The organism is Phenylobacterium immobile (ATCC 35973) (assembly GCF_001375595.1).
GTDB lineage: Bacteria > Pseudomonadota > Alphaproteobacteria > Caulobacterales > Caulobacteraceae > Phenylobacterium > Phenylobacterium immobile.
Map to the genome: position 1 here is coordinate 2,319,097 of NZ_CVJQ01000001.1, position 18,920 is coordinate 2,338,016.

Sequence of the window (18,920 nt, forward strand, 5' to 3'; positions counted from 1 at the left end):
CTGTTTCGCTCCTAGCGGATCTTGAGGGTGGCCAGGCCCAGCAGGGCCAGCATGACGGCGACGATCCAGAAGCGGATCACCACGGTGGATTCCGACCAGCCGAGCTTCTCGAAATGGTGGTGGATCGGCGCCATCAGGAAGATGCGCTTGCCGGTCCGCTTGAACCACGCGACCTGGATGATGACCGACAGCGTCTCGGCGACGAACAGGCCGCCGATGATGGCCAGCACCAGCTCGTGCTTGGTCGCCACGGCCACCGCGCCCAGCGCGCCGCCCAGGGCCAGGGAGCCGGTGTCGCCCATGAATATCCGCGCGGGCGGGGCGTTGTACCAGAGGAAGCCCATGCCGGCCCCGATCACCGCGCCACAGAAGACCGCCACCTCGCCGACGCCGGGCACGAAGTGAAGCTGCAGGTATCCGGCGAACAGGAAGTTGCCGACCAGATAGGCGATCAGGCCGAAGGCCGCGGCGGCGATCATCACGGGCACGATCGCCAGGCCGTCGAGGCCATCGGTGAAGTTCACGGCGTTGGCGGCGCCGACGATCACGAAGCCGCCGAAGATCAGGTAGAACCAGCCGAGGTTAAGCAGCAATTCCTTGAAGATGGGGAAGGCGAGCGAGGTCTGCAGACCCGGCGCCTCAGGGGGCCGTCCGCCCCAGAGGATCAGGATCAAGACCGCGGCCGCCGCGAGCCCGACCTCCAACACAAGCCGCAGCTTGCCGGAGACGCCCGCTGTCGTCTGTTTCGTGACCTTGGCGTAGTCGTCCATGAAACCCAGGACGCCGAAACCGGCGGTCACTAGGATCACGGCCCAGACGTTGGGGTTCTTCAGGTCCGACCAGAGCAGCGTGCCGGTCAGCAGGCCGGCCAGGATCATCACCCCGCCCATGGTCGGCGTACCGGCCTTTTCGATGACGTGGCGCTGGATGCCCTCGGCGCGGATCGGCTGGCCCTTGCCCTGCTTGGCCTGCATCCAGCGGATGAAGCGCGAGCCCATCAGGACCACCACCAGCTGCGCCGTGAACAGCGCCATGCCGGTGCGGAAGGTGAGGTACTTCAGCAGGTTGAGGAAGGGCACGTGCCCCGTGCCGGCCAGCTGTTCATAAAGGAAGTAGAACATCAGCCGGGCTCCCCCGGGCTCAACGCCGACAGCGCCTGCGCGATCGCGCCCGCCTTCGATCCGTTGGAGCCCTTGACCATCACCAGGTCGCCAGGGCTCAGCGCCGCGACCACCGCGGGGACGAGGGCCGCCGCACTGTCCGCGTAGCCGCCGCGCCGAGTCGGCGGAAGAGTGTCCCACAGGCTTTTCATCAGCCGCCCGGCGCAGAAGACGAGGTCGATATTCGCCGCCTCCAGAGGCTCCGCGAGGCTGGCGTGGAACGCCGCCTCATCGGGGCCGAGTTCCAGCATGTCGGTCAGCACGGCGAGCTTGCGGCCAGACCTGCGGCCCATCGACTGGATGGTCGCGGCCATGGAGATCGGATTGGCGTTGTAGCTCTCGTCGATCAGGGTGAAGGCGCCGCCGGCGATCGCCACCTGGCGTTCCGCGCCGCGTCCGGCCAGGGGTTCGAAGGATCCGAGCGCCGCCAGGCCGAGATCGAGATTGACGTCCAGGGCCTCCAGCATCAGCAGGGTGGCCAAGCTGTTAAGCCCCCAGTGGGTCCCGGTCTGAAGGATCGGGAAATCGAGCGCGCGGCCGTGCAGGCGCGCCTGGACCATGACGCACCCGTTGGCCGCCTGGAACTCGATGAGCCGCCCGTCACACGTCGCGCTGGACCCAAAGGAGCGGACCTCCAGGCCAGCGGCCTTGGCCTCCCCGGACAGGTAGTCGAACCAGCGATTGTCAGCGTTCAAGATGGCGACGCCGCCCTTGCCCATACCGGCGAAGATCTCGGCCTTGGCCTTGGCGACGCCCGCCTCGCCATCGGCGAAGTTCTCGGTGTGGACAGGACCGACCGTGGTGATCACGCAGGCCTGCGGCGCGACCATCTTCGACAGCGGCGTGATTTCATCGGCGTGGTTCATGCCGATCTCGAAAACCGCCCGCTCGGTGGCCGCCGGCATGCGGGCCAGCGTCAGCGGCACGCCGATGTGGTTGTTGTAGGACTTGACCGAAGAATGAGCCCGGCCGGCGAGCATCAGCCCCGCCATCACAGCTTGCGTCACGCTGGTCTTGCCGACCGACCCGGTGACCGCGCCGCGCACGGCCTTCGAGCGATCTCGCGCCGCTGCGCCCAGCGCTTCCAGCGCCTTCAGGGTGTCGCCCGTCACGACGGCGGGCGCGTCGACGGCGCGCGCCGCCAGGACGCCGGCCGCGCCGTCGCTCATAGCCTTGCCGATAAACTCATGACCGTCGCGAACGCCCGCCAGGGCGACGAACAGGTCGCCGGCGTCGATGCTGCGGCTGTCGATGGAGACGCCCGTGACGTTGAATGGCGAGGTGGCGCGTCCGCCAGTCGCGGCGGCGATAGCGTCGGAGGTCCAGAGGGGCTCAGACATTGAGCGCCGCCGCGGTCTCAGTGACGTCGTCAAAGGGATGGACGACGCCGGCGATGGTCTGGCCCTGCTCGTGGCCCTTGCCGGCGACAACCAGGACGTCGCCGTCGCTCAACAGCGCGGCGGCGGCGCGGATCGCGGCGCGGCGGTCGCCGATTTCGCGCAGACCTGGAGCGCCGGCCATGACCTCGGCGCGGATGGAGGCGGGATCTTCGCTGCGCGGATTGTCGTCCGTGACGATCCCAACGTCGGCCAGGCGCGCAGCGATGGCCCCCATAAGGGGCCGCTTGGTGCGATCACGGTCGCCGCCGGCGCCGAAGACGACGATCAGCCGCCCGCGGACGTGCGGCCGAAGGGCGTTCAGCACCGTCTCCAACCCATCCGGCGTGTGGGCGTAGTCGACGTAGGCCTCGCCCCCGTTCAGGCCGGCGCCGACGCGCTGCAGGCGGCCCGGCGCGCCTTCCAGCTCGGCCAGAGCGTCGAGCGTGGTGGCAAGATCCACGCCGGCGGCCAAGCACAGGCCCGCGGCGGCCAGGGCGTTGGCCGCCTGGAAGCCGCCCGCCAGCGGCAAGGCGACAACATGGGTCTCACCCTGCGCCGCGATCGTCAGCGTCTGGCCAGCCGGCGTCGGTTGGCGGTCGATCAGCTTGAGGCCCTGCCCCGCCTCCCCGACCGACAGGATCGTCTGGCCGTGGGTCACGGCCGCGGCGGCGAAGACCCCGAAGGCGTCGGAATCGGCGTTCAGCACCGCCGTCCCGCCGCGCGGCAGCAGGGTGTCGAACAGGCGCAGCTTGGCGGCCCGGTAGGTCGCCATGTCGCCGTGGTAGTCCAGATGATCCTGGGTCAGGTTCAGGAAGGCCGCCGCCGTCAAGGCCACGCCGTCCAGCCGCCGCTGGTCGACCCCGTGCGACGAGGCCTCCATGCAGACGCGGTTGACGCCAGCGGCGGCCAGGCGCGCCATCAGTTCGGCGACATCGGCGGCGTCCGGCGTGGTGAGCCCCGGCGGGGTCCATTGCTCGTCCGCCGCGTTCGGCCGCGAGACCCGGACGCCCAGCGTCCCCATGCTGGCTGCAGGATGGCCGGCGTGGGCGAAGATCTGGCGGCAGAAGCCCGCCACCGAAGTCTTGCCGTTGGTGCCGGTGACAGCGACCACGACCGCCGGCTGGGCGCGATGGAAGGCCGCCGCGGCCAGCGCATAGGCGCGGCGCGTATCGGCGGCCGTCACCGTCGGCGCGGCTAGGCCCAGATCCTTGTCGGCGAGGATCGCCACGGCGCCCGCGGCCACAGCCTGGGCGGCGAAGGCGCGGCCATCGGCCTTGGCGCCGGGCAGGGCCGCGAACAGGAAGCCCGGCGCGACCTTGCGGCTGTCGGCGGTGACCCCGGTGATCTCGGGATCGGCGGCCAGGTCGCGGCGGACCAGTTCGGACAGGCGGGTCATTCGCCTGACACCGACTTGGAGATTTCGCCGACCGGCGCATAGGGGTTGGTTTCGGCGCGGCGGCGCACGTTCAGGAACGGCGCGATCCGCTGGATGACCTTGCCGGCCGCGGGCGCAGCGACCCAGCCGCCGGTGGAGTAGCCGTAGGTGTTGGCGCTCGGGTGCGGCTCATCCATCAGGATCAGCACGAAGTAACGCGGATCGCCCAGCGCTCCGTCCGTGGGGAAGGTGGCGGCGAACGACGAGACCTGCTTGGTCTTGGAATAGGCGCGGATGGCGGGATCGAACTTCTCGCCGGTGCCCGTCTTGCCGCCGACGTTCAGCCCCTGGACGTTGGCGTTGCCGCCCGAGCCGCACGTGCAGCTGACATTGGCGCGCATGATCTGCAGGAACTGCTGCGAGGTCTGCTCGGAGACGACCCGGCGGCCCGGCGGGCGCACGCCCGGGGCCATCTTGCGGATCGTCAGCGGCACGACGATCCCGCCGTTGACCAGGCCGCCATAGGCCCGCGCCAGCGCCAGCGGCGTCACGTCGATGCCGTGGCCGAAGGAGGTCGAGGCCACCGCATCCTCGTTCCACACCTTGGGCGTGAGGGGGCGGGCGGATTCGCGCAACTCCACCGGTGTCGCCTCGGTGAGCCCGAGTCCGCGGAAATACTGCTCCAGGCGCTGCGGGCCGATGCCCAGGCCCAACTTCGCCGTACCGATGTTGGAAGAGTGCTGGAAGACTTCCACCAGATTCAGGACGCGGCGAGTCGCGTGATAGTCGTGGATGGTCCGGTAGCCGATCTTCAGCGGCTGGCTGGCGTCGAAGGTCGTGGACGGGGTCGCGACGCCGGTGTCGAGGCCGATGGCCACGGTGAAGCCCTTGAAGGTCGAGCCCATCTCGTAGACCTGGCCCGCCGCGCGATCGAGCTTGGCGTCGTCGCTGGCCCTGCCCGGCGCGTTGGGATCGAAGGTCGGCCAGCTGGCCATACCAAGGATCTCGCCCGTATGGACGTCGGTGACCACGCCGACCGCGCCCCTGGGCAGGAACTCGGCGGCGGCGGTCGCTAGCTCTTCTTCGAGGGCGGCCTGGATGCGCAGGTCGATGGACAGAGGCGTCGCCGGCGCGCTCGCCCCATGGGTCGCGGCTTCGCGCAGTTCGTCGTTCAGGGCCCGCTCGGCGCCCGAAAGGCCGACCCCGCCCGAATCGACAAAGCCGATGATGTGCGCGCCGGTCGAGCCCAGCGGATAGACCCGCCGCTGCTCCGGCTCGAAGCTGAGGCCCGGCAGGCCAAGATCGTGGATCGACTTCTTCACCTGCGGCGTAAGCCCGCCGGACAGGAAGGTGCGCCGGCCAGCCCGCAGCGCCCGGGTGATGCGCGCATCCTCCAGGCTGGGGATCGTCGCCTTCAAGGCGCGCCGGGTCGCCGGCTCGTCCCAGACTTCCCTGGGGTCGAGATAGAGGCCCCAATGCAGGAGGTCAGCGGCCAGCATCATGCCATTGCGGTCGACCAGATCGGCGCGCGCAGCGCCCGCGGCCAGGGCGCTGCGGCCCGGCGCCTCCAGGCCGGAGAACAGCGCCGCGCGCGTCGCGCCCACCGCCAGGATGACAAAGCCCATCAGGAACATCGCCAGCACCACGAAGATGCGGACGCGGGTGTCCTCTTCCGGCCGGCCAGAGGCGCGGGCGCGCTCAAAGGCGTGTTCCAGGCCCCAGACGCGGCCCGCCAGCCAACGCGACAGCAGGGATGGCCCCAGCGACTGGAGCCCCAGGCTCATTGCAGCCCGCCGGGCGCGACGCCGACCGAAGCGACCGGGAGGATCAGGGCCGGCCGGGGCGCCTGGGCCACCTGCATCCGCGGTTCGGCGAACTGGATCGCCACCGGCGCGGCCGGCTGGATGCGAGCCTGCGCCTCGGCGAGCGCCTTGGCGCGCTTGGCCGCGTCCAGCTCCGCCTGCTTGCGCAGGGCCAGCGTCAACTCATCGACCGTCGCGTCATGGGTGATGGCGACAGGCTTCAGGCCGAGGTAGGATTCCGACAGCCGCTCGATGCGGCCGGGTTGCTCCAGGTGGCTGACCTCGGCCTTCAGCAGACGGATTCGGGCCCGCTCGCCATCGATCTGACGGGTGACAGATGCGATCTCGGCGCGTTCGCGCCCGGCGAAGGTCTTGGCCAGGTAGACGCCCAGGATCATGGCGGCGAGCACGCCCATCGCCGCCAGGTCGACCAGCCTGAAACCGCGAACCCTGCGATCAAACAGGCTCATTCCGCTTCCCCCCAGACAGGCGCCGCGGTTCTCACCGCCGCCCGAAGCTTCGCCGAGCGCGACCGGGGATTGGCCTGCGTCTCGTCCTCGCCCGGCGCCCGGGCGCCGTTAAAAAGAAGCTCGAAACTCGGCTCCGCCCCAGCTTCCGTCGGCGGTGCATGTCGCGATCCCGCCGGCGTCCTGCCGCTCCGTAACGTTAAGAATGACTTCACGATTCTGTCTTCGAGCGAATGGAAAGTAACGACGCAGAGGCGTCCGCCGACCTTCAATCCGCGTTCGGCCGCCGCCAGGCCTTCCTCGAGCTCGGACAGTTCCTCGTTGACGGCGATCCGCAGGCCCTGGAATGAGCGCGTCGCCGGATGGACCTTGGCGCCGCGACGGCCGCCGAGCGCGCGCTCCATCACGTCGGCCAGGTCCAGGGTGCGGGTGAAGGGCTGTTCAGCCCGGCGGCGGACGATGGCGCCGGCCACACGACGGCTCTGCCGCTCTTCGCCGTAGACGTAGAAGATGCGCGCCAGCGCTTCGGCGGTCTCGCTGTTGACGATGTCGGCCGCCGTCGGCCCATCGGCGCCCATGCGCATATCAAGCGGGCCGTCGCGCATGAAGGAGAAGCCGCGATCGGCCTCATCCAGCTGCATCGACGAGACCCCGAGATCCAGGGCGACGCCGTCGATGCTTGCCTGGCCCAGCGCCTCGTCCATCTGCGAGAATCGCGCCTCGATGAGCTTGAAGGTCTCCGCCGGCAGGCCCTCCGCGAAGCGCGCGGCCGTCGGGTCGCGATCAAAGGCGACGACGCTCGCCCCTGTCGCCAGGATTGCGCGGCTGTAGCCGCCTGCGCCGAAGGTGCCGTCGACGATGGTCTGGCCCGGCCCAGGCTGCAGCGCGTCCAGCACTTCGGCCATCAGAACAGGAACATGCGGCGCGCTCATGTCACGGTCTTCGCCAGCCGCTGCTGAGCGCGCAGATCGGCGAGACCCGCGCGGGCGATATCGCGTTGCGCGGCGCGATGGGCCTGGAAGGCTGAACGCTCCCAGATCTGGAACCGGTCGCCCAGACCCACCACCGCGACCCAATCACTGAGGCCGAACTGCTCACACAGGGTCTCGGGCAGGGTGATCCGGCCGGCCGTATCGAAAGCCAGGCGGTTCAGCCCGCCCAGCACGGAATATTCCATCGCCGTGCGGACCGGGTCGCCGAACTCCAGCTCGCCGATCAACGCCTGGTAGCGCTCGAACAACGCCTGGCCGCCGGCCTCGATGCAGTCGGCTTCAAAGGAGGGAAAGCAGAAGATCCCGTCGAACGGGCCTAAGACCAGGGCGCGATAATCCTGCGGCACGACGATGCGCCGTTTGGCGTCCAGCTGTTTCTCGAATGTCGAGAGAAACACTAAGCCCAGCCCCATCCAATGGGCCGCCCATTCGGCCCCAGCCCAAGCTCCACAACGTGGTTAGCGACTGGTGTTTGGGTTAACATGGGATGAATTGGGATGCAATGACACGAGCGGCCTGAAACCGCCCGATCCGGACATTCCCGCCATCGCACCGCGGCCCAAGGACGCCACGCTCACGTCGCCTCGGCGCAAGCCCAGGGGTGGCGTTCGAAGGAGACCAGACTGGGACGTAATGGGATCAGACGGCCTGTAAGCCGGGTTCTGTGCCGCCCGGTTTCCCGAACGCGGCGGTCATTCCTCTGGACCGGCCCTTGCGGGACGGTTCTCGCGACCTACCCGGATCGCTCGGGCCTACGACAGCCCTACTTCCGAAGAAGCGCACGATCCCTATTCGGTCTTGCTCCTGGCGGGGCTTGCCATGCCGTCCCCATTGCTGGGTCCGCGGTGCGCTCTTACCGCACCCTTTCACCCTTCCCGGCCCCCAAGCCAAAAGACGGGGGGCAGGAGGTTTGCTTTCTGTGGCGCTATCCCTGGGGTCGCCCCCGGCGGGCGTTACCCGCCGCCATGTCGTCGTGGAGCCCGGACTTTCCTCGACATCCGAAAATGCCGCGACCGCCCGGCCGTCTGATCCTGCGCCCATCTGGGCGCGTGTCGCGGTCAGGTCAAGCGCAGCAGGGCGATCAACCGGGCCCGGGTCTCGCCGTCGGCGACGCCATCGACCAGATCCGGCCGCCAATGCCGTTGAAAGGCGGTGACGACGAGGGCCGTACGCGCATCAAATTGCCCCGACGGCGAACAGTCGTAACCCAGCCTGGTGAACCCCGCCTGCAGGGCGAAGACTCCAGGGCCCTCCGCGCCAAGCGTCAGCGGATCGCCGGGCGCGGGCGCGGGCTCCACCCACAGCCCATGGCTGGCTTCGGCCAGGCGCTTCCAGGGAAAGAGCTCGCCGGGATCGGTCTTGCGATCCGGCGCCACATCGGCGTGGCCGACGATCATGCGGTCGTCGATGCTCCAGCGTGCGCGGATCCCGTCCAGCAGGCCGATCACCGCGTCGATCTGGATGTCCGGGAACGGCCGGTAGCCGTGGTCGTGGCCGGGATTGACGATCTCCACCCCGATTGAAGCAGTGTTGATGTCGCTCTCGCCCCGCCAGAAGGAGCGACCGGCATGCCAGGCCCTGCGTTCCTCGGCGACCAGGCGGAAGACGCGGCCATCCTCCTCCACCAGATAGTGGGCCGAAACCTCGGCCGTCGGATCGCGCAGCCGCGCCAGCGCCAGATCGCCTGTGCGCATGCCGGTGTAGTGCAGAACGACCATGTCCGGCGGCCGCTTGCGGGGTCCGAAATTGGGCGACGGCGCTTCGATCATGGTGCGGTTCCGGGGTTTCGCATCGCCGCCATCAGGGCCGCCATCTGGTTGCGGCGCAGGACGATGAACAGCACGCCAAGCAAGACCACCGTCGCCCCGATCAGCAATCTCGGCGATAGCGCTTCGCCGAAAAAGATCACACCCATCACAACGGCGAACATCGGCATCATCAGCGTCAGAGGCATGATCACCGTCGCTTCGTGGCGCTGGATCAATCCGTAGAACACGGTGTGGGCGATCAACGAGGCGAAGACGCCGGAATAGGCGACGCAGGCCCAGACCTGCCAGTGGGTCCACACCCCTTCATGCCAGGCGCCCGGCTCCATCACCGCCGAGATGCTCAGCAGCGGCCAAAGCGAACAAAACGACACCCACGCCTGCAGTTGCAACGGACTGACACCCTCGATGGTCTTGATCAGCACGCCCGCCAGCGCGCCCATGCTGGCGCCGCCGGCGATGAACAGCAGGCCCGGCGAGAGGGCCAGCTGGCCGCCGTCCCAGACGATCGCCAAGGTCCCCGCCAAAGTCAGGACAATGCCGAAGGCGCGCCACCGGCTGATCCGCTCCTGCAGCAGCAGCATGGAGAAGATCGCGCTGACGGGCACGCCCGCCTGGGCGACGATCGCCGCCGAGGCGACGGTCGCGTCCTTCATGCCGAGGAAGAACAAGCCGAAGTTGCCTGCGCCCATCAGCACGCCCACCAGCGCCAGCCGCCAGTAGGGGCGCGGCGCCGGCAGCAGCCAACGGAAGGTCAGGACCGCCACCAGGACAAACCGCAAGGCGGCGTAGGCCATCGGCGCCACGCCAAGCACGCTGATCGCGTACTTCGAGACGACGTTGTTGCTGGCCCACAGGATGCAGACGCCAACGAGGAGCACGAAGTCACGAACGGGCATGGCCTCCGGATAGGCCGCGAGGTCGCGCTTGCCAACGGTGAAGGAACCGCTCCTGTCGGCGGCGGCTTATCTGCAGTCGTCTTGCCTTCGCCAAAGAAGGACGGCACCTGTGCCCGCCCATGCCGCGCATTCTGACCTATAACGTCCATCGCTGTGTCGGCACCGACCGCCGCCTCGACGTGGCGCGGGTGGCCGACGCCATCGCCCGGCTTGATCCGGACATCGTCGCTCTGCAGGAGCTGGACGTCGGCCGCGCCCGCACCGGCGGCGTCGACCAGGCCCACGAGATCGCCCGCCACCTCGACATGGTCTGCCACTTCCACGCCGCCCTGCAGGTCGAGGAAGAACTCTACGGCGACGCGATTCTCACCGCCTACCCTGAGCGGCTGGTGAAGGTCGGCCCCCTGCCCGGCCACCCGCGCATTCCCCAGCTCGAACCGCGCGGCGCGCTCTGGGTCGAGGTGATCATCGAAGGCGCGCCCGTGCAGATCATCAACACTCACCTGGGCCTGGTGCCCCGCGAGCAGCGGGTCCAGGCCCGTTACCTGGCGGGCCCCGACTGGCTGGAGGATCCGGCGTGCACGGGGCCGCGCATCGTGCTCGGCGACTTCAACGCCACCGGCGGTTCATCGGTCTATCGCACCATGACCCAGCGCCTTGCGCCGGCTCGCGGCCTTTCGCCCAAGCCCTCGCCGACCGCGACGTTCCCTTCGCCGCTGCCGGTGCTGCGCATCGACCACCTGTTTGTCAGTCCGCAGATCGAGGTGCTGGACGTCTTCGCCCCCTTCGATCCCATGACGCGAACCGCCTCCGATCACCTGCCGCTGGTGATGGACTTCACGGTGAGGACGGCTTGAGGCCCTGGGCCAACGCCCTGGCCTGGGCGTAGAGCTTCTCGCGGCGGCGTCCAGGCCTCCATGCGTCGGCGACGTCGCTGGGATCGCCGAGGTGGAAGGCCTCGACCAGCCGGCCAAAGCGCGTGATCGGCGCGGGCTCGATGAGCTTGAGACGGCCCTTTCCGTTCAACACCTCGATGGCGCCGACCAGACCGCCGCGCTCGGCGCGGGCCTTGGCCACCGCATCGCCCGTGCAGCCCATGAAATGACCGACGAGCCGGTCGCGGAAAGCGGCGATCTGCCGGCCTGTCGTCTCCGGGTCCTGCGCCGTGTCGCGGACGATGCTGAGCTCGACTTCTGTGTCGAAACCGCCGGAGCGATTGTTGAGGTTGGCCGATCCCACGCGTGCGATGGCGTCGTCGAAAATGCTGACCTTGGAATGGACGATGATGGTGCTGCCTCCCGCCGTGGCGGGCCAATAGGCGCGGAAACGGCCAAAGACATCCGCCGCGCGGAGCCGCCAGATCATCGCGCCGCGGGCCCGGTCCATGGTCAGCTGATCGAACCAGCTGGGGGCCTTGCCGGTCGAGATCATCACCACTTCGGGTCCATCCGGCTCGCCAAGTCGCGCGGCTAGCGCCTCGGCGATGATCGGCGAGGTGAAATACTGGTTCTCCAGGTAGATCAGGTCCTTGGCCTTGGCGATGGACGCCAGCGCCAGGTCCATGATCTCGCGGGCCTGCGCGCGTCCCTTCCAGGCAGGTACGGTGCGGGCGATGCCGATCTGCGGGCCGATCATGTGCGGCGGCACGTGCTCCGGCCAGGGATCGCCGCCCGCGTCCGGCGGCGGCGCCATGGTCTCGCCCGTCGCCAGCGCCCAGCGCTCGCGGCACAGGTCCCCCAGGGCCTTGGCGGCCTCGCCGTCGACGGCCATCATCACCTCGTGCCGCGGCGCATGGTAGTCGTGGTCAGGCATGATCCGCCGCAAATCCACATCGAGGTGGCCTGGCGTGTCCCAACGGTCGACGGCGATATCGCCGCCGCCGCAGAAGGCCACGCGGTCGTCGACCACCACCACCTTCTGATGGTGACAGGCCCCGAAGGGCACCTGATCGTCGAGGATGAATTTGATCGGGGTGTCGCGGAAGAACTTGCGCGCCTTGTGGGGAAAGAACTCCTGGCTGGCGCTGATCGGCAAGGCCGATTTCCAGATCAGCAGCCGAACATCCAGTTGCGGCCGCGCGCAGGCGAGATTGACAAGCAACCGGCCCACCTCGTCGGAATCATCGGGGCCGTCAAAGCCATCGGGGAACAGCCGGGTGCGGGGATCGAACCCCCAGCCCAGGATGAAGATGGAGCGCCGCGCCTTGTCAAAGGCGTCGAACAGCGCCCTGAAATAGGCCTCTGTATCGACGAGGAAGGCCGCGCGATCAGCCCGGGCCGTCCGCCAGAAAAGGTCGCTCGTCAGACCCGTCATCACCCTGTCCGCCCCGGCCGCTGCTGTCAGCCATAAAGCTTTGCCATGACTGCGGTTCCGCGCAGATTAACACATGCGAAAAGCGCGCGCCGAAGCCGGCTTGGGGCTTCGACGCGCGCTTCGCCGTCGCAACGCGCTTGGCGGGTGGGGCGCTGGATCAGCGCTGTGCGACGGCCTTCGGCGCGCCCGCATAGGCGGCGCAGACGCCCGAAAGTTCCGTTTCGAACTTCGCCTTGCTCTCGGCCTTGGCGGCGGACTTGCGGCCCTTCATCTCCGCGGCGGCGGCCTGTTCGCTGATGACGGGCAGGCGCGTGCGGCCCTCGGCGCGGACGAAGCCGGTCAACTCGGCGGCGTCGACGCCCAGGCCCGCGGCGATGCCCTTGCAGCGGCTGGCGCGGATATAGTCGGAATCGCTCACGGCGGCTGAGGCGGTCCCAGCCAGGCTGGTGGCGGCGATGGCGGCGCAGATGGCGGCGGTGGTGAAACGCATGGTCGATGTCCCTCTCGAAAACCTGGCGCGAACCTGATCTCGAAGTGGCATTTACTCAAATGAATTAGCCGCAATGTACGGCATCCAAGATTAAACTTTGGACACATCCTATCGTTACTGTGATCAACCTTACCGCATTGTAATGTTCCATCCGAGTCGGCAAGAGTGAGCGCATGTCGTCCGCCCTCAGCCCTTGCGTCCTTGTCTGCACGCTCGACGACACGGCGAATCTCTGCCTGGGCTGCATGCGCACCCTCGATGAGATCGCGGGCTGGGCCTTGCTCGACGATGCGGCGCGCGAGACCGTCATGGCCGCCTTGTCGGCGCGTCGCCCCGCGATCCATCCGCCAAATCCTGGAGACGCCTGATGCTGCGCGATGTCGAGCTGGCCAAGACGATCTGCCAGGCGATCGGAGGATCGCACGCCGAGATGGACGCCGACGCCATTTCCATAGAAGGCCAGCCTCCCTGGAAGGTTTCGCGCCATGTCGAGCTGATGGTCCAGGCCGGTCTTATTGACGCCTCGCCCGGCCCCCGCGCCGTCGACGGTCAGAAGGTCTACAGGGTTCGCTCTCTCACGCCCTATGGCGCAGAGTTCGCCCACAGCCTGAAGGCGGCGGATGTCTGGGCGCGGCTTGAAGACCTGTTCCCTGGCGAGACAATCCAACAAATCCCCCTGCGCGTCATCGCCGGCCTCGCGCCTAGGATGATCAAGCCCTAGGCCGCCCGCCGCTCGCCGGCGTCGCGCAAGGCCGCAAGCGCCGCATCCACGACTTCGAGACCCGCCCCGGCCCTCACGCCTTCGACCGTCAGAATGCGCCGCCACGCCCGTGCGCCCGGCCGGCCGTGGAATAGCCCCAGCATGTGCCGCGTCATCGCCGCCAGGTTTACGCCCGCCGCCAGCTGCCGCGCCATATAGGGCCGGTAGCGTTCGATCGCCGTGAAGCCGTCGACGTCTTCCGTCGTCACGCCGAACACCCGACGGTCAACCTGCCCAAGGATTTCCGGCGTGTGATAGGCAGCCCTGCCCAGCATCACCCCGTCCACAACCGCCAACTGGGCGATCGCCGCGTCCAGCGAGTTGATCCCGCCGTTGATATCGATCGTCAGCCCCGGCCGCTCGCGCTTCACCCGCGCGACGAGCGCGTAGTCCAGCGGCGGCACGTCCCGGTTCTCCTTGGGCGACAAGCCCTGCAGCCAGGCCTTGCGCGCATGGACGATGAAGCGGGTGACGCCGGCCTGGGCGCACAGATCGACGAGCCCAAACAGGCTCTCCTCGGGGTCCTGATCGTCCACGCCGATCCGGCATTTCACCGTCGCCGGCAGATTGACCGCCGCCTTGATCGCCGCCATGCCCTCGGCGACCAGCTCCGGCTCGCGCATCAGACACGCCCCGAACCGCCCGCTCTGCACACGGTCGGACGGGCAGCCGACATTCAGGTTGATCTCGTCATAGCCATAGTCCGCGCCAATCCGCGCCGCCGCCGCGAGATCCGCCGGCTCAGACCCGCCCAGTTGCAAGGCCACCGGATGCTCGCCAGCGTCGAAGCCCAGCAGATAGTCCCGGTCGCCGTTCAGCACCGCGCCCGTCGTGACCATCTCAGTATAAAGCAGCGCCCGCGCGCTGAACGCACGATGGAAAGACCGGCAGTGCCGATCCGTCCAGTCCATCATGGGCGCAACGGCTAACCTATTGTTTTTATTCACAAATTTCGGTCCAATTGGTCCCCATGTCGGACTGGACGGATTCACCTGTAATTTCATCGTATTAGAGATATCCGTGTGCAATCCGGCCGTCAAAAAGTCGAGCGGATATGCGAGCGTGTGCACCGATGCACATGCCCATGTGTGAACACCTCTCCGCTGATGATAATCTGAAAGTTATAGAATGCCGGTCAGGCGATAACTTTCAGGTTATTGACCTGGTCGCCCGTAAGGCGGACACCTTATGCTCCGTCAGCGCCGCCGGCTCGCGCCGGAGATTCCGGGGCCGCAGGCCTGATGTATTCCCGCCCCTACCGATGAGACGCCGATGACCTATGTCTTTTCAAAGACTCTCGCGTTGCCCTTTGCTGACGCGATCACTCGGACTCGCGAAGCGCTCGCCGCCGAAGGCTTCGGCGTAATCGCGGAAATCGATCTCCAGAAGACGCTAAAGGAGAAACTGGGCGTCGAATTTCGCCCCTACCTGATCCTGGGTGCCTGCAATCCGGCGCTAGCGCACGAGGCCTTACAGTTAGAACCCAACGTCGGCGCCATGCTGCCGTGCAACGTCGTCGTACAGGACGCCGGCGACGGCCGAACGGAAATATCGGCCATCGACCCGGTCGCCTCCATGCAGGCGATCAACAATCCTGAACTGAAGATCAAGGCCGGCGCGGTGGCGGACAAGCTCAAGGCGGCGATCGCAAGGCTCTGAACTCCACTCACCCCCAGGGACGAGCCGCCGCCCTGCCCGGGCGGCAGGCCGTCATTCAGCCACTTGCCAAGCGACCTGCGGACAAATTGCCTGGGCGGAAGGTCGGACGGGCGGATCGTCGCGTCCATCCCAAGCCGTCGCTCGCTTTGATAATTTCGGTAACGGGCGGTCGCTTTTGGAACGTCTCCTCTGCCAGAGACGCGCGGATAATGCCCTGACGGTCGATGACATATATCACCGGACCGGGCACACCATTGGGCCCGTTGCCTGGAGGATGCTGCACGTCGCGCAACCCCAGCGAATTTGGAACTGCGCTTGCGCTCAACCGCTTAGGTATCCGAGCGGCTAAGCGCCGCCGTTCCAGCAGATTTTACTGTGACGAACAAGCTGCGCTCCTATGCGCCGCTCCCGCAACGTCAAAGGACCACCATGATCGCGCTACCCAAACTGCCTTATGCCCATAGCGCGCTTGAGCCGGTCATCTCCGCGGCGACGATGACGCTTCACCACGATAAGCATCATGCCAAGTACGTGGAGACCGTGAATGCTCTTGTCGGTGAGAATGGCGACGGGGACCTCGAGAGCATTCTACGGGAGGCCAACCAGAACGGCAGCGTCAAGCTGCAGCAGAATGCAGGCCAGGCCTGGAACCACGCCTTCTTCTGGAACTGCATGGCGCCCGTCCAGACGTCGCTGGCCGGGCCGCTGTCTGACGCCGTCAGTACTGCGTTCGGGGATTTGGGTGAGTTGCGGAAGGCTTTCATAGAGGCCGGAAGCAGCCATTTCGGTTCAGGGTGGGTCTGGTTGGTCGCCAGCGGTGAGGCGCTGGCCGTGGTGACGACCCACGATGGCGACACTCTGGCCCTTGGACCCGACCTCCCCTTGCTGGTCTGCGACCTGTGGGAGCACGCCTACTATCTCGACCATAAGAATGATCGCGCTGGATTTCTCGGATCCTGGTGGGACCGCTTGGTGAACTGGGAGTTCGCGGAGGCGCAATATCGCGCAGCCATCTCTGACCGCGAACCCTGGAGCTATGACGAGGGATCCCGCCCGACGCCCGTCGTCACGCGCGAGGATTTCGAGCAGGCCCTTGAGGAGGTGACGGTCCACCTCGCTCGACCGCCACAGGCGGGAACCCCTGAGGACCGGCGCCTCACGGTCAGACTTGAACAGATCGCCGACTACCACGAGGTCCGCAAAATCGAACCGACGCCAGCCGACAGGGACCGCTTCATCCATTTGGACGAGCGGCTGAAGGCCTTCGAGCGACGGTGGCCCAAGCGCCCTCCTCCCGGAACTCCCGATCATTGGCCGCCTTCGCTGGGAGGCGGGCTCAGCGACCGGTGAGGCGGTATTTGCGAGGACGCTTCGGCCCATGACAGTCCGGGCTGCAACTTCGCTTAAGCGCGCGATCGGTCCGGTCCAGATGATGCTGCTTGGCGTCGGCTCCATGTTGGGCGCGGGTATCTATGGCTTGGTCGGTAAGGCAGCTGGTGTCATGGGCGGCGCGGTGTGGATGGCGTTCCTTGTGGCCATGATCGCCGCCCTGCTAACCGGCATCAGCTACGCCTCGATCGCCTCTCGCTATCCCAGAGCCAGCGGGGCGGCCTATGCGGCTCAACGCGCCTACCGGGCTCCATGGCTCAGCTACTTGGTGGGGCTTGGGATTGTCTGTTCAGGTCTCGGTTCGATCGCAACCCAGGCCAAGGTCGTGTCCGAAAACGTCAATGTGCTCCTTAGCCTAAACTTCGGCTTTAACGTCGCGGGGGCGCCGGCGGAAATTCTCTTCCTCTCGATCGGCTTCCTGCTGCTGATGAGCGCCATCGTTTATCGCGGGATCACCGAGTCCTTGTGGGCAAACGCCGTTTGCACGGTGATAGAGACTGCGGGTCTGCTGATGATCGTCGCAGTGGGCATGAGGTTCTGGGGACAGGCCGACCTCTTGTCAGGGCCGATTGCGCCAAGCAATCCAACCGGGGCGATCACGATGGGCTTGGTACTGCAAGGCTCTATCCTGACCTTCTTTTCGTTCCTCGGCTTCGAGGACATGATCAATGTCGCCGAGGAGGTCGAGCGGCCCGAGCGGACCATCCCGGTGGCGATCATCGGGGCGATGCTCATTGCATCGGTGATCTATATCGCCGTGTCGGTCACCGCCGTCTCAGTCGTCCCCTGGTCGGAGCTGGCGGCTGCGCCAGGGCCGCTCAGTCTCGTTGTCGCGCGCGCGGCCCCCTGGTTTCCGGCCGTTGGCTTCACCTTCATTACCATCGCTGCTGTCGCCAACACCGCCCTCGTAAACTACGTCATGGCCTCTCGGCTACTTTACGGCATGTCTAGGCAAGGCCTCTTGCCCGAACAGCTTGGCCGCGTGCATTCGCGCCGGCAGACGCCGCATATTGCGATTGGCGTCTTGCTGGTCGCTGTCGTCGGTCTTCAGTTCGCTGGCGACATCACGCAGTTGGCGGGCGCGACGGTGCTGCTGCTCTTGTTCGTCTTCACACTCGTCAACGGCGCGCTGATCGTTCTTACAATGCGTGAGGGTGACATGCCCGGCGCCTTCAATGCGCCGGTGTTCGTGCCGGCTCTCGGAGCTGTGGTCTGCATGGTCATGATTGCAGGACGGCTCGTCGAAGGCGATTGGCGAAGCCCGGCTATCGCCCTTGGCATGATTGCGGCGATCCTGCTGCTTTACCGCCTGACGAGGCGGCAACGCCACCCGATGACCCCCGATGTGGAATTGGCCGGGCCCGCCTCCCGGTGACTACCGCGGCTCCAGACGCCCAGATCGATCACGTTCAATAGCCTATCGGTCTGGCTGCGCCGTCAAATCTCGCCTCGACGATTTAATGCCGCTCAGTGGGTCAACTGGCTTCGGCGACTGTGGATTCCGCTACAACTCACATGACCCGATGACCAATGTGACGATGGCCGCGGGCTGTCGGCCGCTCAGACGCTTGAGCGTCGCGCCCCAGCTGAAGGCTCTAAGGCCGATCGATATAGCGGCCTACCCAAGCCGATATGACCTTCGCCGCGTAAACGGAATCCGCCCTATCCGTCAGCAGGTGGTCGGCGTTGTCTAGGGAGATGAAGCTTTTCGGGTGCTGGGCCGCTTCGAAGATGCCCGCGGCGTTATTGATCGAGACCACGTCGTCGACAGGAGAATGCAGTACCAGGAGCGCCCGATCGAGACCCGCGATGCGGGCCGCCTGATCCTGCCCGCAGACATCCTGAACAAAGTCGGCGCCGAGTTCGAAGACACGTCCGCCGATTGTCACGGGCAGGCGTTCGCCCGAAGGCACTTCGCCGAGGCCGGGCTTGAGGTGGACCAGAATGTGATCGGCGGAAAAGGGTGCGCCAATCACAGCCACGGCTTTGATCGTGGGCAGTTTGGAGACGGCGGCGAGGACTGCCGCCCCGCCAAAACTATGGCCAACGAGAAGCTGAGGAGTCATGCCTCGCTCGTGCATCGCTTCCGCTGCGGACACCACGTCCTGGATGTCACTTGAGAGGCCGTCGCCGAATTGGCCGCCGCTTTCGCCCAAACCGGTAAAATCGAAGCGCAGGACGCCGATCCCCGTCGCAGCTAGCGCGCGGCTTACATGCGTAGCGGCCAGGGAGGACTTGTCGCAGGTGAAACAGTGGGCGAACACGGCCCAGCTCATCGGCTGCTTTCCGGCTTCCAGAACCCCGCTCAAGCGCCGTCCGGCCGCGTTCGTGAATTTGAAACTTTGCTTGGCCATCAATCAACTTTCGCGACGCCAAACGATACATCGGCCGCCGCAGAGCCGCCGTATGACGCCAGGGCGGGCAGAACTTTCATTCAGACTTCCGAGGCTTTTCGGGCTTTGGGATGTC

Annotated in this window: 19 protein-coding genes and 1 other RNA gene; 6 read left to right on the forward strand and 14 right to left on the reverse strand. The window is 66.8% G+C overall.

Going from position 1 to position 18,920, the window contains the following annotated elements; genetic code table 11:
- Positions 1 to 11 precede the first annotated feature (11 nt).
- The 10 genes from mraY to BN1313_RS11415 form a co-directional block, all read right to left on the reverse strand.
- Positions 12 to 1,121 carry a phospho-N-acetylmuramoyl-pentapeptide-transferase gene (gene mraY, locus BN1313_RS11370; RefSeq protein ID WP_091740538.1) on the reverse strand — a complete coding sequence of 370 codons (1,110 nt, stop codon included), beginning with the start codon at positions 1,119 to 1,121 and terminating at the stop codon, positions 12 to 14.
- Entirely contained in the window at positions 1,121 to 2,500 is a 1,380-nt protein-coding gene (locus BN1313_RS11375; RefSeq protein ID WP_091740541.1) for a UDP-N-acetylmuramoyl-tripeptide--D-alanyl-D-alanine ligase, read from the reverse strand. The genes mraY and BN1313_RS11375 overlap by 1 nt, the downstream gene beginning before the upstream one ends.
- Complete coding sequence (locus BN1313_RS11380; protein ID WP_091740544.1) at positions 2,493 to 3,935, reverse strand: UDP-N-acetylmuramoyl-L-alanyl-D-glutamate--2,6-diaminopimelate ligase; 1,443 nt, start codon at positions 3,933 to 3,935, stop codon at positions 2,493 to 2,495. Before BN1313_RS11380 ends, BN1313_RS11375 begins: the two co-directional genes overlap by 8 nt.
- Positions 3,932 to 5,692, reverse strand: coding sequence for a peptidoglycan D,D-transpeptidase FtsI family protein (locus BN1313_RS11385; protein ID WP_091742644.1), 1,761 nt, complete (start codon positions 5,690 to 5,692; stop codon positions 3,932 to 3,934). The genes BN1313_RS11380 and BN1313_RS11385 overlap by 4 nt, the downstream gene beginning before the upstream one ends.
- A gap of 2 nt (positions 5,693 to 5,694) precedes the next feature.
- Positions 5,695 to 6,186 carry a cell division protein FtsL gene (gene ftsL, locus BN1313_RS11390; protein ID WP_091740547.1) on the reverse strand — a complete coding sequence of 164 codons (492 nt, stop codon included), beginning with the start codon at positions 6,184 to 6,186 and terminating at the stop codon, positions 5,695 to 5,697.
- Entirely contained in the window at positions 6,183 to 7,115 is a 933-nt protein-coding gene (gene rsmH / locus BN1313_RS11395) for a 16S rRNA (cytosine(1402)-N(4))-methyltransferase RsmH (protein WP_091740550.1), read from the reverse strand. The genes ftsL and rsmH overlap by 4 nt, the downstream gene beginning before the upstream one ends.
- The gene (locus tag BN1313_RS11400; RefSeq protein WP_091742646.1) at positions 7,112 to 7,573 is read right to left on the reverse strand and encodes a division/cell wall cluster transcriptional repressor MraZ; all 462 of its coding nucleotides are present in this window, start codon (positions 7,571 to 7,573) and stop codon (positions 7,112 to 7,114) included. Before BN1313_RS11400 ends, rsmH begins: the two co-directional genes overlap by 4 nt.
- Positions 7,574 to 7,810: 237 nt before the next feature.
- An RNA gene (rnpB, locus tag BN1313_RS11405) (RNase P RNA component class A) lies at positions 7,811 to 8,204 on the reverse strand.
- 29 nt (positions 8,205 to 8,233) lie between these two features.
- The gene (locus BN1313_RS11410; protein ID WP_091740553.1) at positions 8,234 to 8,944 is read right to left on the reverse strand and encodes an N-acetylmuramoyl-L-alanine amidase; all 711 of its coding nucleotides are present in this window, start codon (positions 8,942 to 8,944) and stop codon (positions 8,234 to 8,236) included.
- The gene (locus BN1313_RS11415) at positions 8,941 to 9,840 is read right to left on the reverse strand and encodes a DMT family transporter (protein ID WP_091740556.1); all 900 of its coding nucleotides are present in this window, start codon (positions 9,838 to 9,840) and stop codon (positions 8,941 to 8,943) included. Before BN1313_RS11415 ends, BN1313_RS11410 begins: the two co-directional genes overlap by 4 nt.
- A 119-nt stretch (positions 9,841 to 9,959) precedes the next feature.
- On the opposite strand from BN1313_RS11415, the gene BN1313_RS11420 reads away from it, so the two are divergent.
- Complete coding sequence (locus tag BN1313_RS11420; RefSeq protein ID WP_091740559.1) at positions 9,960 to 10,697, forward strand: endonuclease/exonuclease/phosphatase family protein; 738 nt, start codon at positions 9,960 to 9,962, stop codon at positions 10,695 to 10,697.
- On the opposite strand, the gene BN1313_RS11425 is transcribed toward BN1313_RS11420, so the two are convergent.
- Both BN1313_RS11425 and BN1313_RS11430 read right to left on the reverse strand, forming a co-directional pair.
- Positions 10,678 to 12,153 carry a phospholipase D-like domain-containing protein gene (locus BN1313_RS11425; RefSeq protein WP_091740561.1) on the reverse strand — a complete coding sequence of 492 codons (1,476 nt, stop codon included), beginning with the start codon at positions 12,151 to 12,153 and terminating at the stop codon, positions 10,678 to 10,680. The two genes, BN1313_RS11420 and BN1313_RS11425, sit on opposite strands and share 20 nt — an antisense overlap.
- A gap of 157 nt (positions 12,154 to 12,310) precedes the next feature.
- The gene (locus BN1313_RS11430; RefSeq protein ID WP_091740564.1) at positions 12,311 to 12,643 is read right to left on the reverse strand and encodes a hypothetical protein; all 333 of its coding nucleotides are present in this window, start codon (positions 12,641 to 12,643) and stop codon (positions 12,311 to 12,313) included.
- Positions 12,644 to 12,816: 173 nt separating this feature from the next.
- Here BN1313_RS11430 and BN1313_RS11435 point away from each other — a divergent pair, with 173 nt between their 5' ends.
- Together BN1313_RS11435 and BN1313_RS11440 are read left to right on the forward strand one after the other, a co-directional pair.
- A complete protein-coding gene (locus tag BN1313_RS11435) occupies positions 12,817 to 13,011 on the forward strand; it encodes a DUF1289 domain-containing protein (protein WP_091740567.1) in 195 nt (64 codons plus the stop codon).
- A complete protein-coding gene (locus tag BN1313_RS11440) occupies positions 13,011 to 13,364 on the forward strand; it encodes a DUF2513 domain-containing protein (RefSeq protein WP_091740570.1) in 354 nt (117 codons plus the stop codon). The genes BN1313_RS11435 and BN1313_RS11440 overlap by 1 nt, the downstream gene beginning before the upstream one ends.
- Here the strand turns inward: BN1313_RS11440 and dusA are convergent.
- The gene (gene dusA / locus BN1313_RS11445; RefSeq protein ID WP_091740573.1) at positions 13,361 to 14,407 is read right to left on the reverse strand and encodes a tRNA dihydrouridine(20/20a) synthase DusA; all 1,047 of its coding nucleotides are present in this window, start codon (positions 14,405 to 14,407) and stop codon (positions 13,361 to 13,363) included. The genes BN1313_RS11440 and dusA overlap by 4 nt on opposite strands.
- Before the next feature lie 268 nt (positions 14,408 to 14,675).
- On the opposite strand from dusA, the gene BN1313_RS11450 reads away from it, so the two are divergent.
- From BN1313_RS11450 to BN1313_RS11460, 3 genes are all read left to right on the forward strand, one after another.
- Entirely contained in the window at positions 14,676 to 15,062 is a 387-nt protein-coding gene (locus BN1313_RS11450; RefSeq protein ID WP_091740576.1) for a DUF302 domain-containing protein, read from the forward strand.
- Between the two features lie 429 nt (positions 15,063 to 15,491).
- Positions 15,492 to 16,412 (forward strand): superoxide dismutase, encoded by a 921-nt coding sequence (locus tag BN1313_RS11455; RefSeq protein ID WP_091740579.1) that lies wholly within the window; start codon positions 15,492 to 15,494, stop codon positions 16,410 to 16,412.
- 28 nt (positions 16,413 to 16,440) lie between these two features.
- Positions 16,441 to 17,826 (forward strand): APC family permease, encoded by a 1,386-nt coding sequence (locus BN1313_RS11460; RefSeq protein WP_091740582.1) that lies wholly within the window; start codon positions 16,441 to 16,443, stop codon positions 17,824 to 17,826.
- Positions 17,827 to 18,046: 220 nt separating this feature from the next.
- Here the strand turns inward: BN1313_RS11460 and BN1313_RS11465 are convergent, their stop codons facing one another.
- Positions 18,047 to 18,805: an alpha/beta hydrolase family protein gene (locus BN1313_RS11465; RefSeq protein WP_091740585.1), complete on the reverse strand. Its 759-nt coding sequence runs from the start codon at positions 18,803 to 18,805 to the stop codon at positions 18,047 to 18,049.
- Positions 18,806 to 18,920 lie beyond the last annotated feature (115 nt).

What these genes read in the sequence shown, in the direction of transcription:
- mraY (WP_091740538.1), bottom strand. Translation starts at nt 1,121, where the DNA reads ATGTTCTACTTCCTTTATGAACAGCTGGCCGGCACGGGGCACGTGCCC.
- BN1313_RS11375 (WP_091740541.1), bottom strand. Translation starts at nt 2,500, where the DNA reads ATGTCTGAGCCCCTCTGGACCTCCGACGCTATCGCCGCCGCGACTGGC.
- BN1313_RS11380 (WP_091740544.1), bottom strand. Translation starts at nt 3,935, where the DNA reads ATGACCCGCCTGTCCGAACTGGTCCGCCGCGACCTGGCCGCCGATCCC.
- ftsL (WP_091740547.1), bottom strand. Translation starts at nt 6,186, where the DNA reads ATGAGCCTGTTTGATCGCAGGGTTCGCGGTTTCAGGCTGGTCGACCTG.
- rsmH (WP_091740550.1), bottom strand. Translation starts at nt 7,115, where the DNA reads ATGAGCGCGCCGCATGTTCCTGTTCTGATGGCCGAAGTGCTGGACGCG.
- BN1313_RS11410 (WP_091740553.1), bottom strand. Translation starts at nt 8,944, where the DNA reads ATGATCGAAGCGCCGTCGCCCAATTTCGGACCCCGCAAGCGGCCGCCG.
- BN1313_RS11415 (WP_091740556.1), bottom strand. Translation starts at nt 9,840, where the DNA reads ATGCCCGTTCGTGACTTCGTGCTCCTCGTTGGCGTCTGCATCCTGTGG.
- BN1313_RS11420 (WP_091740559.1), top strand. Translation starts at nt 9,960, where the DNA reads ATGCCGCGCATTCTGACCTATAACGTCCATCGCTGTGTCGGCACCGAC.
- BN1313_RS11425 (WP_091740561.1), bottom strand. Translation starts at nt 12,153, where the DNA reads ATGACGGGTCTGACGAGCGACCTTTTCTGGCGGACGGCCCGGGCTGAT.
- BN1313_RS11430 (WP_091740564.1), bottom strand. Translation starts at nt 12,643, where the DNA reads ATGCGTTTCACCACCGCCGCCATCTGCGCCGCCATCGCCGCCACCAGC.
- BN1313_RS11435 (WP_091740567.1), top strand. Translation starts at nt 12,817, where the DNA reads ATGTCGTCCGCCCTCAGCCCTTGCGTCCTTGTCTGCACGCTCGACGAC.
- BN1313_RS11440 (WP_091740570.1), top strand. Translation starts at nt 13,011, where the DNA reads ATGCTGCGCGATGTCGAGCTGGCCAAGACGATCTGCCAGGCGATCGGA.
- dusA (WP_091740573.1), bottom strand. Translation starts at nt 14,407, where the DNA reads ATGAAATTACAGGTGAATCCGTCCAGTCCGACATGGGGACCAATTGGA.
- BN1313_RS11450 (WP_091740576.1), top strand. Translation starts at nt 14,676, where the DNA reads ATGACCTATGTCTTTTCAAAGACTCTCGCGTTGCCCTTTGCTGACGCG.
- BN1313_RS11455 (WP_091740579.1), top strand. Translation starts at nt 15,492, where the DNA reads ATGATCGCGCTACCCAAACTGCCTTATGCCCATAGCGCGCTTGAGCCG.
- BN1313_RS11460 (WP_091740582.1), top strand. Translation starts at nt 16,441, where the DNA reads ATGACAGTCCGGGCTGCAACTTCGCTTAAGCGCGCGATCGGTCCGGTC.
- BN1313_RS11465 (WP_091740585.1), bottom strand. Translation starts at nt 18,805, where the DNA reads ATGGCCAAGCAAAGTTTCAAATTCACGAACGCGGCCGGACGGCGCTTG.